Raw genomic sequence first — 17,205 nt, 5'->3', positions numbered from 1 at the left:
AACCAGGGAATGCTGGCATCAAAAGCCAGTGCCTTACCGCTTGGCGATAGCCCAACAATGATTTATTTAAAGTTTAGACACTTACAGTAATCACACTGTGTCTTGATCATGTTGAAAACTCAACATCAAGAATGATGGTGCGGTCGGAGAGACTTGAACTCTCACACCTTGCGGCGCCAGAACCTAAATCTGGTGCGTCTACCAATTCCGCCACGACCGCAGCAAGCTTTTTAGCTAACAGGCTGATTGGTGAGGCCTTGTTAACGTTGTGCTCTTAATTCATCGTACTTAGCATCTCGCTTTTAGTACTTCTAAACAAAGAGTTTAAATATGGTGGCTACTGCGGGATTCGAACCTGCGACCCCATCATTATGAGTGATGTGCTCTAACCAACTGAGCTAAGTAGCCAAATAATGTTTACACACTATTTTAAAATATGGTGCGGTCGGAGAGACTTGAACTCTCACACCTTGCGGCGCCAGAACCTAAATCTGGTGCGTCTACCAATTCCGCCACGACCGCGGTGCTTTTTTTGTCTCTAATAAAAGAGAGTCTCTTAGCAAGAGTATAGTCTTGGCCGATGATTGGTAAATCAACCAGACGTTGTATGGTGGCTACTGCGGGATTCGAACCTGCGACCCCATCATTATGAGTGATGTGCTCTAACCAACTGAGCTAAGTAGCCATCTTTTTGGAGCGAAACAATATAATACAATCTCGCCGACAGTGCCATACTCTTTTTCAAGAATTTTCACTGTTAGTAATAATCGCTCAATTAAGCATCGATTATCACGAATGTTGGCTGGGCTACCTGGATTCGAACCAGGGAATGCTGGCATCAAAAGCCAGTGCCTTACCGCTTGGCGATAGCCCAACAATGAATATCTACACGATATTCTAAAAAGAATGGTGCGGTCGGAGAGACTTGAACTCTCACACCTTACGGCGCCAGAACCTAAATCTGGTGCGTCTACCAATTCCGCCACGACCGCATTCTTTTTCTTTCCTAAAAACTTTCGTTAAAAAAGCGTTTAGGAAATGGTGGCTACTGCGGGATTCGAACCTGCGACCCCATCATTATGAGTGATGTGCTCTAACCAACTGAGCTAAGTAGCCATTTTCCAAATTGTTGCTCACTTCGATAAGTTGCCTTGTCGTTGTGAACGGAGCGCATTATGCGGATCTGACCGAAATGCGTCAACAGTTTTTTTGAATAAATTTCGATTTTAGAATCGTTCGAGTTTTTTTTAATCAAAGAGACGTATTTGTGATCAAAAATGGACGTCAAAATGCCATGCAGCCTTTAATTAAAATGGAAACAGACAAATGCTGCTTGTTTCAAATAAAAGAAAAGCCAACGCATTTGTTGGCTTTTTGAACAGTTAAAGCAATTGATTTTTATACGTTGAAACGGAAATGAACCACATCACCATCTTTTACGATGTAATCTTTGCCTTCTAGACGCCATTTACCGGCTTCTTTAGCACCGCTTTCACCACGGAACTGGATGAAGTCATCGTAACCAACAACTTCTGCTCGGATGAAGCCTTTCTCGAAATCTGTGTGGATCTTACCTGCAGATTGAGGAGCTGTCGCACCGATTGGGATAGTCCATGCACGTACTTCTTTAACACCCGCTGTAAAGTAGGTTTGAAGTGTTAGCAATTCGTAGCCAGAACGGATCACACGGTTTAGGCCTGGTTCTTCAATGCCCATGTCTGCTAGGAATTCTTCACGATCTTCATCATCAAGTTCTGAAAGCTCAGATTCAATAGCAGCACATACAGGCACAACAACGTTATTTTCTTTTGCAGCGTATTCACGAACAAGATCAAGGAACGGGTTGTCTTCGAAACCGTCTTCGTTAACGTTAGCAATGTACATTGTTGGTTTAAGTGTTAAGAAGTTTAGGTAGTCAACGGCTGCCAACTCTTCTTTTGATAGCTCAACAGTACGAGCCATTCCGCCTTCAGTTAGGACTGGAAGTAGCTTTTCAAGTACAGCTGTTTCGAATTTAGCGTCTTTGTCGCCGCCTTTAGCTTTTTTAGCTTGACGGAAAATAGCACGCTCACACGAATCTAGATCCGCAAGAGCTAGCTCTAGGTTGATGGTTTCGATGTCTTCGATAGGAGAGATCTTACCTGCAACGTGGATGATGTTTTCGTTTTCAAAACAGCGTACTACGTGACCGATAGCGTCAGTTTCACGGATGTTAGCTAGGAACTTGTTACCTAAGCCTTCACCTTTTGATGCGCCAGCAACCAAACCTGCGATATCAACAAATTCCATTGTTGTCGGCAAGATGCGTTGCGGATTTACAATCTCTGCAAGTGCGTCAAGACGAAGATCAGGTACAGGAACAACGCCTGTGTTTGGTTCGATAGTACAGAAAGGGAAGTTAGCCGCTTCGATACCAGCTTTTGTTAGTGCGTTAAACAGAGTTGATTTACCAACGTTTGGTAGGCCAACGATGCCACATTTAAAACCCATGATTTAGACCTTATTCTGCTTTGAACGTGTGTAAGCGATTTTGCGCTTTGGTTAAGCCATCTTTAAGTAATATATCGAGACAGCGTACAGACTCATCGACTGCCGCGTCTAGGCACTCCTGCTCTTTAGCTGGAGCTTTACCAAGGACGTAACCCGCGACTCTATCTTTATGCCCGGGATGGCCGATGCCAATCCTCAAGCGGTAAAATTCTTTGTTGTTACCCATTTTACTGATGATGTCACGCAGTCCATTATGACCACCATGACCGCCACCTTTTTTAAATTTAGCCACGCCTGGAGGCATGTCCAATTCATCATGTGCGACCATGATTTCTTCTGGCTTTATTTGGTAGAATTTCGCAATTGCGGCTACCGATTTGCCGGATAAGTTCATGAACGTAGATGGGACCAGTAAACGGAGATCTTGACCATTGACCATGATACGGCCCGTTTGACCAAAATACTTCGCTTCATTTTTCAATGTAATATTATGAACACGAGCAAGTTCTTCTACCGCCCATGCACCAGCATTATGGCGAGTTCTTGCGTATTCAGGGCCTGGATTTGCTAGCCCAACGAGCAGTTTAATCTGTTGACTCAAGGTAAGGATCTCTCTGGAATCTCAAAAAGCGCGGTATGATAGCACACTTCTGTGCTATCGGGCGACAGCATCCTAATGACGGGGCTGTTTTGTCTTTTTTAGGAGCACAGTTGCAATCGCACTGATGGCTAAAGCGTAGCAATAATAGGAGTGAGTGGTGACTTCTAACGGTGACAGCTGGAGTATTGAACCGATCAGTAAGACTTGGGCCCCGTAGGGTAAAATACCCTGCATAATGCATGAGAATATATCCAATAGACTGGCAGAGCGTTTGGCACTAATGCCATGCTTTTTTGCTAGATCTTTCGCAATACTGCCCGAAACTAAAATGGAGACGGTATTATTTGCGGTGCAACAGTTCACTAAGCTCACCAGTAGTGCGATACCAAATTCACCACTTTTTTGGCTGCTATTTCTCAAGGCATTGCTGAGTTTTTCAGTAATGTAGTTCAAACCGCCTTGTTGCTTCATCAATTCGCTTAAGCCACCAATCAGCATAGAAAGAAGAAATATCTCCTGCATATTGCCAAAGCCAGTATAGATATCTTGCCCGTATTGCGTGAGGCTGTAATCAACGGTAGTGCTTAAACCAATCACACCGGCCATCAAAGTTCCGATGGTCAAAACGGCAAACACATTGATACCTGATACCGCGAGAATGAGAATGCTGATATAAGGTAATACGTTGATCCAGTTAAAGTCAGACACGATCGGGGCGGTGCTTGGCGTGCCAAGAACGCCAAATAGGATCAAGGAAACTACCGCCGCAGGTAACGCGATACTGATGTTTTCCTTAAATTTGTCTTTCATTTCACAACCTTGCGAGCGAGTCGCTGCAATGGTGGTATCTGATATGATCGACAAGTTGTCACCAAACATGGCACCACCGAGAACAGCACCAGCAGCAATGGCATGGTCGATACCTGCTGCATCGGCTATGCCAAGAGCCACAGGAGCTAGGGCAGCAATGGTGCCCATAGATGTACCCATAGCGGTCGCGATGAATGCCGCGATGACAAACATGCCCGGTAATATCAAACTTGGTGGCAGTAGAGATAAGCCCAGGTTTACCGTCGCATCGACACCGCCAGTGGCTTTGGCGACGGATGCAAAAGCGCCTGCTAGCAAGTAAATCATGCACATGGCAATAATGTCACTGTGGCCAACACCGCGAATGAATTGTTCGATGGCTTTGTTGATCGACTCTTTGCTCATCAATATTGCGATGATTACCGCTGGCAGTGCGGCAATAGGCGCTGGCAGTTGATAAAACGCAAACTCCACACCTTGCAATGTTAAATAGCTTCCTACGCCAATAAACAGGGTTAGAAAGGTAGCAAAAGGTATCAAGGCTTTGATGGATGGCGTCGACATGACAGATTACTCAATAGCGGAAATTGGCGCTAGGGTACGTATTTTGTTTGGGAGTGTCAACGTCTGGATGGCTATACGGCTGCGGTCAAAAAAATACCCCGCCGAGGCAGGGTATTCGATATTTCGATTTACTGACGCAGTAATTTGCGCTCAGAAAATGTCTCTTAGCTGAACATTGCAGAGATAGACTCTTCGTTGCTGATGCGACGAATAGCTTCTGCAAGCATGCTAGATAGAGTTAACTGAGTAACTTTACCCGTAGCTGCCATTTCATCAGAAAGCTGAATTGAGTCAGTGATGATCACTTGGTCAAGTACAGAGTTCTTGATGTTTTCTGCTGCAGTACCAGAGAAAACTGCGTGAGTTGCGTAAGCGAATACACGTTTGGCGCCACGCTCTTTCAAAGCTTCTGCTGCTTTACACAGTGTGCCACCCGTATCGATCATGTCATCAACGATCACACAGTCGCGACCTTCAACATCACCAATTAGGTTCATCACTTCAGAAACGTTAGCACGTGGGCGACGCTTATCAACGATAGCGATATCTGTGTCGTCTAGTGCTTTTGCAGTAGCGCGAGCACGAACAACACCGCCTAGGTCAGGAGATACAACAACAGGATCTTCTAGACCACGAGCACGCATATCTTCAAGCAGTACCGGAGTACCGAAGATGTTGTCTACTGGTACATCGAAGAAGCCTTGGATTTGCTCTGCGTGTAGGTCAATAGTTAATACGCGGTCAACGCCAACGTTAGAAAGGAAGTCAGCGACAACTTTCGCAGTGATTGGCACACGAGCAGAACGTACACGACGATCTTGACGAGCGTAACCAAAGTAAGGAATAACAGCAGTAATACGGCCCGCTGAAGCACGGCGCATTGCGTCAATCATTACCACCAATTCCATTAGGTTGTCATTGGTTGGTGCACAAGTTGATTGGATGATGAATACATCACTACCACGAACGTTTTCGTTGATTTGAACAGCGACTTCGCCATCAGAAAAACGAGAAACAGTAGCGTCTCCTAGAGAGATGTATAGACGATCTGCAATGCGTTGGGCTAGTTCAGGTGTTGCGTTACCAGCAAATAGCTTCATATCAGGCACGGTGGAAACCTCGGGTTTGCGTCCAGTTTTATTTAGATAGTGAGTAGACTGAATCAAGTTCAGTCAATCTTTGGTTTAAAGGCGAAAGATTTACGCCTTCAGCGACAAACGCGTGGGTATCGTTTGGCAACTGAGAGAGTACCGATTCTGCTGCCTGTTTACTGTGAAATTCAGCAAAAACGCAGGAACCCGTACCCGTCAATCTTGACGGCGCGTATTGTAGCAGCCATGAAAGTTGCTTATCAACCTCGGAATAGAGGATTCTAACTATTTTTTCGCAATCGTTTTCGTAAGGAGAGTCTAAAAGCGTTACCAGCTCTCGTTTTACTGTGTTTCTGGTCAATTCAGGATGAGAAAAAATTTCTGCGGTAGATATTGCGACATTGGGCCTAATCACCAAATACCAGTTCTGTTTTGGTGACACTGGGACTAACTTTTCACCGACCCCTTCAGCGAATGCGGAGAAGCCTTTTACAAAAACCGGGACGTCTGCACCTAATGCTAAACCGATTTCTGCTAACTCATCGTCGCTTAGTTTGGTTTGCCATAGAAAGTTAAGTGCGACTAGAGCTGTGGCTGCGTTTGAAGAACCACCGCCAATACCACCACCCATAGGAAGTATTTTTTTGAGCTCAATGTGGGCTCCAAAGCCGACGTCACTTTTTTGTTGCAATGCCGTTGCCGCTTTCCAAATGAGATTGTCTTCGAGTTCTACACCTTCAATGGCTGGTGAAATGGTGATGCTGCCGCTGGTATTGGCTTGAATCGTCAACTCGTCGCCGTAATCAATGAATTGGAATAGGGTTTGTAGGTCGTGATAACCATTGGGTCTTTGGCCGGTAATGTATAAAAATAAATTCAGCTTGGCAGGGGATGGCCAAGAGGTTGCGTCTGTGATCATTGGTTTATCAGCCATTTTGAAATTGACAGTTTAATTCTGGTGTCGTCGTGGGTCATGTTAATACTGCTGGGCAACACGTAATTTACGTTGTTTTCTGAGATTTGATCTCGATAACGATCAAACTGAATAGCCCAGTCTTGACCTGTTACATTTTTTTCAAGCGTTGCTAGCGTATTAAGGTTACTCACGGTGTAGTGATCGGCATTGGTGGGCATACCTTTAACCCAATCGGAAAGTTCTTTGACTGGAATGCTTAAGCCGGTGAGTTTTTTTACTAACATATTAGCGTTTGGGTGGGTAAAAGTGCGGCCATCATAAGTGACGACTTTAGCGCCCATGTTGGTAAAGGTTAAATCCAACGCTGTTTGCCCTAAGAAGGTTGTTAGCGTTAATTGGGTATTCGCTGGAGTGCGTTTCCAGTAAAAATTAAGGCTTTGGCGGTCGTCAGCACCGATATAAGCCATTTTCCCAGATAAGGTATAGTACGAAAGGTCAGTGAGTTGCTGTTGATGACTTTGCCATTCTACGCTGTGCAACGGCGCCTGAGGTACTGAGCTACAGCCGATTAAAAAAGAAGCACAAGCCAGTAATGTTAACCATTGCGTCTTTTTTCGCCAGTTAAATGCGCTGGAAAGAATATGAAACACTCGAATTCAAACCTCAAAATACCAATAATGTGGCTTACTATAGCATTGAAATCACGAACTCAGAAAATCCCCTCTTTAAATAGGCTCTCCCATACAGTAAAATTCCCGGTCTTACACCACTCTGGACAGAGAACGCCCATTACATGTCTTTGCTTGCTATAGGTATCAATCACAATACCGCTTCGGTGGATTTGCGCGAAAAAGTCGCCTTTTCACCAGATAAGCTTACAAAAGCTCTAAAAGAATTTGCAGCAAATAACCATGTAAAAGGTGTGGTTATACTTTCAACTTGTAATCGAACTGAGCTGTATTGCAATGTAAAGCAAGAAGGTAAAGGGCGGCTAATTGACTGGCTGACACAGTTTCACAATGTGAAACCAGAAGATCTCATGTCTAGCCTTTACATCCATGAAGAGCAAGCGGCTATAAAGCATTTGATGCGTGTGTCGTGTGGCTTGGATTCGCTGGTGTTAGGTGAGCCGCAAATATTAGGGCAAGTGAAACAATCTTTTTCAGATGCAAGAGAGCATAAAGCGGTGGATGCCGCGATGGAAAAGCTGTTTCAAAAAGCTTTCTCTGTAGCAAAGAGAGTCAGAACCGAAACCGAAATTGGTGGTAACGCCGTTTCAGTTGCCTATGCTGCGTGTACGCTCGCTAAACAAATTTTTGAATCAATTGAAGATACCACCATTCTTTTGGTGGGTGCGGGCGAAACCATAGAGTTGGTCGCTAAGCACTTAGATGGTCATGGTTGCAAAGAAATGATCGTTGCCAACAGAACCAAAGAAAGAGCATTAGGTTTGGCAGAACAGTTTGGGGCAACCGTCATCAGCTTACCTGAAATACCCGATCACCTTCATCGCGCAGATATTGTCATTAGTTCTACTGCAAGCCCACTGCCTATAATTGGTAAAGGAATGGTAGAAACAGCGTTGAAGACCAGAAAGCATCAACCTATTTTATTGGTTGATATCGCGGTACCTAGGGATGTGGAATCACAAGTGAGTGAATTAAATGATGCCTATCTGTATACCGTGGACGATTTGCAATCCATCGTTGATCGTAATATCGAGCAACGAAAAGTAGAAGCGATTCAAGCGGAAGCCATCGTTTCTGAAGAGAGTGCAGCCTTCATGAGTTGGCTCCGTTCACTACAAGCAGTAGACAGCATTCGAGACTATCGGTACTCTGCCAACCAAATTCGTGAAGATCTGTTGACGAAAAGTCTACAATCTCTAGAGGCAGGTGCTGATCCAAGCAAAATTCTGGTTGAGCTTAGTAATAAGCTGACCAACAAATTGATCCATGCTCCGACTCGTGCGCTGCAAAGTGCCGCAGAGCAAGGTGAACCTGCAAAATTAACCGTCATCAGACAGAGTCTCGGCCTCGAAGACTCGTAACTAAATAAAGAAAATTATGAATCCTTCTATTTTGACCAAACTTCAAACGCTGGTTGAGCGTTATGAAGAAGTGCAGCATTTACTTGGTGATCCAGGCGTTATCGGCGATCAAAACAAGTTTCGCGCGCTTTCTAAAGAATATTCTCAACTGGAAGAGCTAACTCAGTGCTTTCAAGCTTACGAACAAGCTCAAGAAGACTTGGTTGCGGCTGAGGAAATGGCCAAAGAAGACGACGCAGAAATGCGCGAAATGGCGCAAGAAGAAATTAAAGAATCAAAAGCCAACATTGAAAAGTTGACTGCTGATCTGCAAATTCTCTTGCTTCCAAAAGATCCTAACGATGATCGCAACTGCTTCTTAGAAATCCGTGCTGGTGCTGGTGGTGATGAAGCGGGTATTTTCGCAGGTAACCTTTTCCGTTTGTACAGCAAATATGCAGAGAAAAAAGGTTGGCGTGTTGAAGTCATGAGCTCTAATGTTTCAGAGCAAGGTGGCTTTAAAGAAATGATCGCTAAAGTCAGTGGCGACGGCGCTTATGGTATTTTGAAGTTTGAGTCCGGCGGTCACCGTGTACAGCGTGTACCTGAGACAGAGTCTCAAGGCCGTGTACACACTTCTGCTTGTACTGTTGCCGTTATGGCTGAAATCCCTGAAGCCGAGATCCCAGAAATCAAAGCGGGCGATTTAAAAATTGATACTTTCCGTGCATCTGGCGCGGGTGGTCAGCACGTAAACACCACTGATTCTGCAATTCGTATTACTCACTTGCCAACCGGTACTGTGGTTGAATGTCAGGATGAGCGTTCGCAGCATAAAAACAAAGCGAAAGCGATGGCAGTACTTGCCGCTCGTATTACGCAAGCCGAAGAAGCACGACGCGCCGCGGAAGTGTCTGATACTCGTCGTAACCTATTAGGTTCGGGCGACCGTAGTGACCGTATTCGTACTTACAACTACCCACAAGGCCGTGTATCCGATCATCGCATTAACTTGACGCTTTACCGTCTAAATGAAGTGATGGAAGGGGATCTACAATGTTTGGTTGACCCAGTAATGACTGAGCACCAAGCGGATCAACTAGCAGCATTGTCAGAGCATAACTAATTATATGTTCGAAAATTCTCAGTCAGAAACAGACTCTGTGCCTCTTTTGTCTATAGAGGCACAACTGAAAAGTGCGAGCATTGAATTGCTGGCGAGCGGCAGTGATTCACCTTCACTAGACGCCGCGGTCCTTCTTTGCCACGTATTGGACAAACCAAGAAGCTATTTGCTGACTTGGCCAGAACGTGAGCTTACAAAAGAGCAGTTAACTGACTTTGAAACCGTAATGGAAAGACGAAAAAAAGGCGAACCTGTTGCTTACATATTAGGTGAACGTGAGTTTTGGTCTTTGCCATTAAAGGTGGAACCATCCACCTTGATACCAAGGCCCGATACAGAGCGATTGGTTGAGTTGGCATTAGATAAAATACCAACATCACCTTGCCAGATATTGGATCTTGGTACCGGCACTGGCGCCATTGCTTTGGCGCTTGCATCAGAGTTACCGAACCATTCACTTACTGGTATTGATATTCGACCTGAAGCTCAAGCCTTAGCGAGTGAGAATGCTAAGAGATTAGCACTAAATAATAGCTGTTTTTTACAAGGGAGTTGGTATTCACCCTTAGAAGACGGAACAAAGTTTGCATGTATTGTCAGTAATCCACCTTATATCGAAAAAGACGACCCTCATTTAGTGCAAGGTGATGTCCGCTTCGAACCCTTATCAGCGCTAGTTGCTGAGGAAAAAGGCATGGCTGACCTTACGTATATCGCAAACCATGGCCGTCAGTTTCTTGTCGAAGCTGGCTGGTTACTAATGGAACATGGTTTTGAGCAAGGACAAGCTGTACGTGAAATGATGCAGAGTTTCGGATACACAGATGTCGAAACAGCTCAAGATTATGCTGGAAACGATCGAGTGACATTAGGTCGTTATACTAACTAGGTCATCAGACCCTAATAACTAGAAGCAGAACATCCATGTACGAAGGTCTAAAACATTTCCACTTACTGACTATTGCGCTCAGCGCCATACTTTTTGTAATTCGTTATGCATTGATGGTAGCTAAATCACCAATGTTAGAATCTGAGTTTCTTAAACGAGTGCCGCATATTAATGATGCCGTTTTATTACTTTCTGGTATCGCACTCATTATGTTTACGGGAATCATCCCATTCACACCCTCAGCCGTTTGGTTAACCGAAAAACTTACTTGCGTTATGGCATATATCGCTTTGGGTTTCTTTGCTTTGCATTACGGTAGAAATCAGTTGCTGAGAGGTTTTGCATTCTTTGGTGCACTTGGTTGGCTTGCAATGGCAGGCAAAATAGCAATGACCAAAGTGCCCACTTTCTTAGGGTAAATTATGTTGAATTTGTTTGACGAAGACTTCGACAACATGGAACTTGTGGAAGGCGCATTGGCTTTGAACTGTGCGATAAACCCTGAAACACAAAGTCAATGGGCGAAAGCAGAGTTACGACGTTTGCTAGAAGAAGCAGAGCAAACATTGAGTATTGAGTCGAACGAGCAACAAAAATTCGAGTCCTTTTTACGACTGTTCTACCATGAATGGAAGTTTTCTGGAGACAGTGAAGCGTATTTTTCATCTGAAAATGCGTTCATTGACAAAGTGCTAGAGCGTAGAAAAGGCATTCCTGTCAGCCTTGGGGCCTTGTTACTTTATTTTAGTCGTAAACTTGGCTTCCCTGTTGAAGGTGTGACTTTCCCAACTCAATTTTTAGTTAAAGTGACTTGGTTTAATGAGCGCCCTCTATATATCAATCCGTTTACTGGCGAATACGTCGGTGAGCAGATGCTATTAGCTTGGTTAATTGGCCACGATGGCCCATTGGCAAAGTTGCAACCTGAGCACTTAGCGACCGCCGATAATCCAACCGTTATTGGTCGTTGGCTTGCTCTTGCCAAAGGTGCGTTATTGCGAGAAGAACGCTACACTTTAGCCCTTGCTTGTACCGATTTAGCACTTACCTTTGTTCCGGACGATCCGTATGAGATTCGTGACCGTGGCTTTATTTATCAACAACTCGATTGCCATCAAATAGCAGCAACGGATTACCAGTTCTTTATTGATCAATGTCCGGATGACCCTGCGGCTGAGCTGTTGAAAGCGCAAGTTAATAATATGAACAAAACTTCAATTACAATCCATTAATTGGGTTGAGATAAGAATAGAGAGAAGATGATGGAACAGAAAACGGTTCAAATAGGCAATATTCCTGTTGCTAATGATAAGCCATTTACTTTATTTGCTGGAATGAACGTTCTTGAGTCTCGCGATCTTGCTATGCAGATCTGTGAGCATTACGTCAAGGTAACGGATAAGCTGGGCATTCCTTATGTGTTTAAAGCATCGTTTGATAAAGCGAACCGTTCATCTATCAACTCTTACCGTGGCCCTGGTATGGAAGCCGGTCTGAAAATCTTCCAAGAGCTGAAAGACACGTTTGGTGTGAAGATCATTACGGACATTCACAATGAAGAACAAGCGAAAACCGTTGCTGAAGTGGTTGATGTGATTCAGCTTCCTGCATTCCTTGCTCGCCAAACCGATTTGGTTGAAGCGATGGCGAAGACGGGGGCGGTGATCAACGTGAAAAAACCTCAGTTCATGAGCCCGAACCAAGTCGGTAACATCGTTGATAAATTCGCCGAGTGCGGTAACGAGAACATCATCTTGTGTGAACGTGGCGCTTGTATGGGTTACGATAATCTCGTTGTGGATATGCTTGGTTTTGGTGTTATGAAGAAGGTGTCTAACGGCAGCCCAATCATCTTTGATGTGACGCACTCACTGCAAATGCGTGACCCTTCGGGCGCGGCATCTGGCGGCCGTCGTGAGCAAACTGTAGAGCTTGCAAAAGCAGGCTTGGCTACGGGGATTGCGGGTTTGTTTATCGAAGCGCACCCTAACCCAGAAAAAGCTCTGTGTGATGGCCCATCGGCGTTACCACTAGACAAGCTAGAACCTTTCTTGGCTCAGATGAAATCGCTAGATGACCTTATTAAAGGTTTTGAGCACATCGATATTAAGTAAAGCTTTTTAAAAAAAATGTTATTCCAATAAAAAACCGCACTATTAAGTAGTGCGGTTTTTTCGTTTCAATATCGCTTTGGTTATAGCTTAAAGCGCGAGACTTCTTGGAACAATTCGTTTGAAATCGTGTTCAATTCCGAAGCTTGCGAACTGGCTACTTGAGCTTGGCTTGCTAAGTCATCAGACACGTCTTTCACTTCATTAGTATTGCGCGTTATTTCTGCGGTAACCAAAGATTGTTCTTCCGCTGCTGCCGCGATTTGGCTGGCCATGTCGTTGATCAAGTTTGCAGATTGAGTAATGCGTTGTAAGCTTTCAGATGCCACTCGTGCGTCATTTACCGCTTTCTCTGCATTGTCTTGACTCGTCTGCATAGAACCTACGGCACGATTGGTGGTGGTTTGAAGAGTCACAATGTTCTTATTGATTTCTTCAGTTGCATCATGAGTACGTTGGCTAAGAACCCTTACCTCGTCGGCAACAACCGCAAATCCACGTCCTTGCTCACCAGCACGAGCGGCTTCAATCGCTGCGTTGAGTGCTAATAGGTTCGTTTGCTCTGCAATATCTTGAATGGTAGACAAGATTCCGCTGATCTCTTTTGTGCGTTGCTCTAGCTCTTGGATAACGTTAGTTGCATCACTGATGTCCGTTGCTAAAGCAAGAATTGAATTTTGGCTGTTTAATACTTCTCGTTCACCTTCATTTGAAATAGTGACGGTTTCAGCGCCTTCACGAGCTGTATTTTCGGCGTTGTTCGCGATTTCCTGCGTGGCACTCGACATCTCGGTTACTGCAGTTGCCACCATATTAATTTCTTGCATTTGGTGGTCGATACGAGCTGCGTTGTCATTAGCATGGGCGGCTGTGATATCGGCTTGCTTGGAAAGATGCGTCGAATGGTGATGAATATTCGAAACTAAGGTATGCATTTTCTCAACAAACTGGTTAAAGCTTTGTGCTAGCTTGCCTACTTCATCTTGGCTGCGTACTTCAATACGCTGGGTTAAGTCACCATCGCCTTCAGAAATGGCTTCCAATGCTTTGGTTACTTGAGTCAGACCACCAAGAAGGAAAGTAATTAACCACCAAATGAACACGATCATAATCGCAGCTACGACTACCGCGACGACAATGAGCTCTTTTAATAAACTTGCATGGTTAGCCTCTTCAGTTGTACGATCCATTTCGATGGCAAAAACCCAATCAGATTCAGGAACATTGATGAAGTAGACCAGCTTTTCTTTGCCATTGCGCATAACGCTTTCAATGCGGTTGTCTTGAATTGCGGCGTTCATGTTACCGATATTGATGCCCGGAGCGAAGTCAGCCAATCGCTTCATTAACATGTTGCTTTGAGGGTGAGCTAAAATGACCCCCTCTTTATTAAGCATCATAGCAAAGGCGTTGGTACCCACTTCGTATTCATTGATGGCTTTTTGTAGTGACTTCAGTTTTAAATCGGCGCCCATAATACCAATAACATTGCCGTTAGAGATGACCGGTGTCGAAATGGTAATGAGAGTATCGCCATCTTGAGCTCCCGCGTAGGGTTTTGACACATATGTGGAACGTGTCTGCTTCGCTATCTGAAACCAATCACGCGAGTTCGCATCGAAACCCGGGTGTGGTTCAGATTTTCCAGTAGGGTAAAGATCGCCATTTAACTCGGCATAAAACATTTCATCAAACTTACCGGCTCTTTTCGCCAGTGGCATGATGTCGATGGCTTGCTGCAAAGTATCAACTTGTGACATTCCCTCTACGATGCTTTTGTGGCTACTTAACCAATAAGATAACGAGTCACTAGCCGCTTTAGATGTACTGATGGCTCGGCTGTATACACCAAAGCGGGTTTGGTCAAACAAGGTGTTGGATGCTTGCCAGGTTAAAATGGTTGCCAAAATAGAAATGCAGGTTAAAACGGATAGGGTTATTTTAACTTTTAGTGAGGTGTTCTTTATAAAATTACTCATATTTTACGTACATTATTAAGTATTGGCACAGCATACGGTAGAATGGGGTTGAAATCCATACGAGTTATCGATTGTATTGACAAAATTGTAGCCAGTTTTGGCCATTTTGCGTAATCGTTTGCCTGTGATCTTCGTATTATTCGAATTGAAAGTAGGTCATGTTGTTACAGGTTTAGGGGTTAAGAATAGTGATCTATTCGTCATAAATATGAAATCGCTATGGTTGTTTCTATAAGTTAATTTAAACTTGTTCATGTTTTTTAAGGTTAAGCCACGATATGAGCCAATTTAAACTACAAATACAGTGTGGGTTTAACCTCTCCTCTACTAATTAAAAAGGTTATTAAGCATGAAGGAACGCCTAAATCTAAAAGTTGCTATTAGCGCAGCTATTCTTGCCACTCTTACTGGCTGTGCATCACAAGCTCCAGCATGGGATGCAGATACAACGTATAAGCTAACGGTCTTGCATACGAATGATCATCACGGTCGTTTCTGGCAGAATAAATATGGCGAGTACGGTATGGCTGCTCGTAAGACGTTAATTGATGAATTGCGTACAGAGATTCGTGCTGACGGTGGTAGCGTATTGCTATTGTCTGGTGGTGACATTAATACAGGTGTTCCAGAGTCTGATTTGCAAGATGCAGAACCAGATTTTAAAGGCATGAAAATGCTGGGTTACGATGCAATGGCATTGGGTAACCACGAGTTTGATAACCCGTTAGATGTTCTAGAAAAGCAAATTAAGTGGGGCGGTTTCCCTATGCTTTCTGCCAACATCTACGATAAAGAGACTGGCGAGCGCAAATACCAAGCTTATCAAATGTTCGAAAAACAAGGCATTAAGATTGCTGTTATCGGCCTAACTACTGAAGATACGGCAAAAATTGGTAACCCTGAGTACATCAACAGCCTTGATTTCCGTGACCCGAAAGCTGAAGCGAAGAAATTGATCGCTGAAATCGAAAAAACGGAAAAACCTGACTTAATTTTCGCAGTAACTCACATGGGTCACTACGAAGATGGTAAGCGTGGTATCAACGCACCGGGTGACGTAGCATTGGCTCGCTACCTAAATGAAGGTTCTCTGGATATGATCGTAGGTGGTCACTCTCAAGAGCCTGTGTGTATGGAAGGACCGAACGTTATCACGAAGAAGTTCCAGCCTGCAGACGAGTGTAAGCCAGATCAACAAAACGGTACTTGGATTGTTCAAGCGCACGAGTGGGGCAAATACGTAGGCCGCGCTGATTACGAATTCCGTAATGGCGAGCTAGAAATGGTGAGCTACGACCTGATTCCAGTAAACTTGAAGAAGAAAGTGAAAATCGACGGCAAGAAACAACGTGTTCTTATCGAAGATGAAATTAAGCAAGATGCAGAAGTTCTTGCGTTCTTAGAACCTTTCCAAAACCAAGGTCAAGCTGAGCTTAATGTTAAGATTGCAACAACAAACGGTAAGCTAGAAGGCGACCGTAATGTGGTTCGTTTTGAGCAGACTAACCTTGGTCGCTTAATTGCAACGGCACACATGGTTCGTGCTAAAGCTGATTTCGCTGTGATGAACTCAGGCGGCGTTCGTGATTCAATTGAAGGTGGCGACGTAACCTACAAAGACGTACTAACGGTTCAACCATTTGCAAATATCCTGACTTACACTGATATGACGGGCGCTGAAGTAATGGACTACCTAAACGTAGTTGGTACTAAGCCTGTAGATTCAGGTGCGTACGCACAGTTTGCTGGTATTTCAATGACAGTTGAAAACGGTCAAGTAAGTAATGTTGTGATTGGTGGCAAGCCATTAGATCCAGCGAAAACTTACCGTTTCACCGTTCCTAGCTACAACGCTGCTGGTGGTGATGGTTACCCTAAACTAAACAGCCACCCTGGTTACGTAAACACAGGTTTTGTTGATGCTGAAGTACTGAAAGATTACTTAGAAAGCAACAGCCCAATCAAAGTAGAAGATTACGCATCTAAAGGCGAAATGGTATACAAATAATTGACCTAACGGTTTAAATATTATTTGATGAAGGCGAAGCATAACTGCTTCGCCTTTTTTTATGAGTACGAGTAATCCAATGACACCGGCGATTAATCTAGCAAAGAAGAAAAAAATAGCACATCAAGTGCATCAGTATCAGCATGATCCAAAACATGAGAGTTACGGGTTAGAAGCGGCGCAAGCGTTGGGACAAGATCCTAAAACGGTATTCAAAACGCTGTTGTTTGCGTTGGATGGGAACCCTCGGTCGCTAGCGGTTGCTATCATTCCGGTAGAACAAAAATTGAATTTGAAATTGGCGGCCAAAGCAGCCAAGGCGAAGAAAGCCGAAATGGCGAATCCTGATATCGCTCAGAAAACCACAGGGTACGTAGTAGGGGGGATCAGCCCTTTGGGTCAGAAGAAGGCTCTGCCAACCTTCATCCACCAATCTGCATTAGATCTGGATACTATATGTGTTAGTGCAGGTAAACGAGGCTTAGAGATAGAGCTAGCGCCACAAGACCTCGCGGCATTAACAAGAGCGTATTTTGTTGAGCTGTGTTTGGAACCGAGCACTCGCTGAGTAGATTTCAGACACCAATGTTC

Annotated in this window: 15 protein-coding genes and 7 tRNA genes; 8 read left to right on the top strand and 14 right to left on the bottom strand. The window is 44.3% G+C overall.

Annotated features, from left to right (window positions below; translation table 11 throughout):
- Window positions 1-135 precede the first annotated feature (135 nt).
- The 13 genes from QWZ04_RS09740 to lolB all read right to left on the bottom strand — a co-directional run bounded on the left by QWZ04_RS09740 (window position 136) and on the right by lolB (window position 7,122).
- Window positions 136-220: transfer RNA gene (locus QWZ04_RS09740), tRNA-Leu, on the bottom strand.
- 111 nt (window positions 221-331) lie between these two features.
- Window positions 332-408, bottom strand: a tRNA-Met gene (locus tag QWZ04_RS09735).
- A gap of 29 nt (window positions 409-437) precedes the next feature.
- Window positions 438-522 (bottom strand) — tRNA-Leu (locus QWZ04_RS09730).
- Window positions 523-608: 86 nt separating this feature from the next.
- Window positions 609-685, bottom strand: a tRNA-Met gene (locus QWZ04_RS09725).
- Window positions 686-799: 114 nt separating this feature from the next.
- Window positions 800-874, bottom strand: a tRNA-Gln gene (locus QWZ04_RS09720).
- Between the two features lie 33 nt (window positions 875-907).
- Window positions 908-992, bottom strand: a tRNA-Leu gene (locus QWZ04_RS09715).
- 47 nt (window positions 993-1,039) lie between these two features.
- A tRNA-Met gene (locus tag QWZ04_RS09710) sits at window positions 1,040-1,116 on the bottom strand.
- A gap of 282 nt (window positions 1,117-1,398) precedes the next feature.
- Window positions 1,399-2,490, bottom strand: a complete 1,092-nt coding sequence (gene ychF, locus QWZ04_RS09705) for a redox-regulated ATPase YchF (protein ID WP_290327388.1) — start codon at window positions 2,488-2,490, stop codon at window positions 1,399-1,401.
- Between the two features lie 10 nt (window positions 2,491-2,500).
- A complete protein-coding gene (pth, locus tag QWZ04_RS09700; protein WP_290327386.1) occupies window positions 2,501-3,091 on the bottom strand; it encodes an aminoacyl-tRNA hydrolase in 591 nt (196 codons plus the stop codon).
- 72 nt (window positions 3,092-3,163) lie between these two features.
- The gene (locus QWZ04_RS09695) at window positions 3,164-4,465 is read right to left on the bottom strand and encodes a Na+/H+ antiporter NhaC family protein (RefSeq protein ID WP_290327384.1); all 1,302 of its coding nucleotides are present in this window, start codon (window positions 4,463-4,465) and stop codon (window positions 3,164-3,166) included.
- 164 nt (window positions 4,466-4,629) lie between these two features.
- Window positions 4,630-5,574: a ribose-phosphate pyrophosphokinase gene (locus QWZ04_RS09690; protein WP_102522064.1), complete on the bottom strand. Its 945-nt coding sequence runs from the start codon at window positions 5,572-5,574 to the stop codon at window positions 4,630-4,632.
- 28 nt (window positions 5,575-5,602) lie between these two features.
- The gene (gene ispE / locus QWZ04_RS09685) at window positions 5,603-6,475 is read right to left on the bottom strand and encodes a 4-(cytidine 5'-diphospho)-2-C-methyl-D-erythritol kinase (protein ID WP_290327411.1); all 873 of its coding nucleotides are present in this window, start codon (window positions 6,473-6,475) and stop codon (window positions 5,603-5,605) included.
- The gene (lolB, locus tag QWZ04_RS09680; protein ID WP_290327381.1) at window positions 6,472-7,122 is read right to left on the bottom strand and encodes a lipoprotein insertase outer membrane protein LolB; all 651 of its coding nucleotides are present in this window, start codon (window positions 7,120-7,122) and stop codon (window positions 6,472-6,474) included. The genes ispE and lolB overlap by 4 nt, the downstream gene beginning before the upstream one ends.
- Window positions 7,123-7,265: 143 nt before the next feature.
- On the opposite strand from lolB, the gene hemA reads away from it, so the two are divergent.
- From hemA to kdsA, 6 genes are read left to right on the top strand one after another with little or no spacing between them, the layout of a single operon-like run.
- On the top strand, window positions 7,266-8,522 hold the full coding sequence (gene hemA / locus QWZ04_RS09675) for a glutamyl-tRNA reductase (protein WP_290327378.1): 1,257 nt from the start codon (window positions 7,266-7,268) through the stop codon (window positions 8,520-8,522).
- Between the two features lie 16 nt (window positions 8,523-8,538).
- Entirely contained in the window at window positions 8,539-9,627 is a 1,089-nt protein-coding gene (prfA, locus tag QWZ04_RS09670) for a peptide chain release factor 1 (protein ID WP_102522060.1), read from the top strand.
- Between the two features lie 4 nt (window positions 9,628-9,631).
- Window positions 9,632-10,516, top strand: coding sequence for a peptide chain release factor N(5)-glutamine methyltransferase (gene prmC / locus QWZ04_RS09665; RefSeq protein ID WP_290327374.1), 885 nt, complete (start codon window positions 9,632-9,634; stop codon window positions 10,514-10,516).
- Window positions 10,517-10,551: 35 nt separating this feature from the next.
- Entirely contained in the window at window positions 10,552-10,935 is a 384-nt protein-coding gene (locus QWZ04_RS09660) for a SirB2 family protein (protein WP_290327372.1), read from the top strand.
- Window positions 10,936-10,938: 3 nt separating this feature from the next.
- Window positions 10,939-11,748, top strand: coding sequence for a SirB1 family protein (locus QWZ04_RS09655; protein ID WP_290327370.1), 810 nt, complete (start codon window positions 10,939-10,941; stop codon window positions 11,746-11,748).
- Between the two features lie 27 nt (window positions 11,749-11,775).
- Window positions 11,776-12,630 carry a 3-deoxy-8-phosphooctulonate synthase gene (gene kdsA, locus QWZ04_RS09650; RefSeq protein WP_290327368.1) on the top strand — a complete coding sequence of 285 codons (855 nt, stop codon included), beginning with the start codon at window positions 11,776-11,778 and terminating at the stop codon, window positions 12,628-12,630.
- Between the two features lie 80 nt (window positions 12,631-12,710).
- Here kdsA and QWZ04_RS09645 read toward each other — a convergent pair whose 3' ends face one another.
- Window positions 12,711-14,606, bottom strand: a complete 1,896-nt coding sequence (locus QWZ04_RS09645; protein ID WP_290327366.1) for a methyl-accepting chemotaxis protein — start codon at window positions 14,604-14,606, stop codon at window positions 12,711-12,713.
- 349 nt (window positions 14,607-14,955) lie between these two features.
- Here QWZ04_RS09645 and ushA point away from each other — a divergent pair, with 349 nt between their 5' ends.
- Window positions 14,956-16,614, top strand: a complete 1,659-nt coding sequence (gene ushA / locus QWZ04_RS09640; protein ID WP_290327364.1) for a bifunctional UDP-sugar hydrolase/5'-nucleotidase UshA — start codon at window positions 14,956-14,958, stop codon at window positions 16,612-16,614.
- A 79-nt stretch (window positions 16,615-16,693) separates the two neighbouring features.
- The gene (gene ybaK, locus QWZ04_RS09635) at window positions 16,694-17,182 is read left to right on the top strand and encodes a Cys-tRNA(Pro) deacylase (protein WP_290327363.1); all 489 of its coding nucleotides are present in this window, start codon (window positions 16,694-16,696) and stop codon (window positions 17,180-17,182) included.
- Window positions 17,183-17,205: the final 23 nt, after the last annotated feature.

It is taken from the genome of Vibrio tapetis subsp. quintayensis (genome assembly GCF_030409945.1).
GTDB classification, from domain to species: domain Bacteria; phylum Pseudomonadota; class Gammaproteobacteria; order Enterobacterales; family Vibrionaceae; genus Vibrio; species Vibrio quintayensis.
This window is presented reverse-complemented; position numbering and strand designations above follow the sequence as displayed.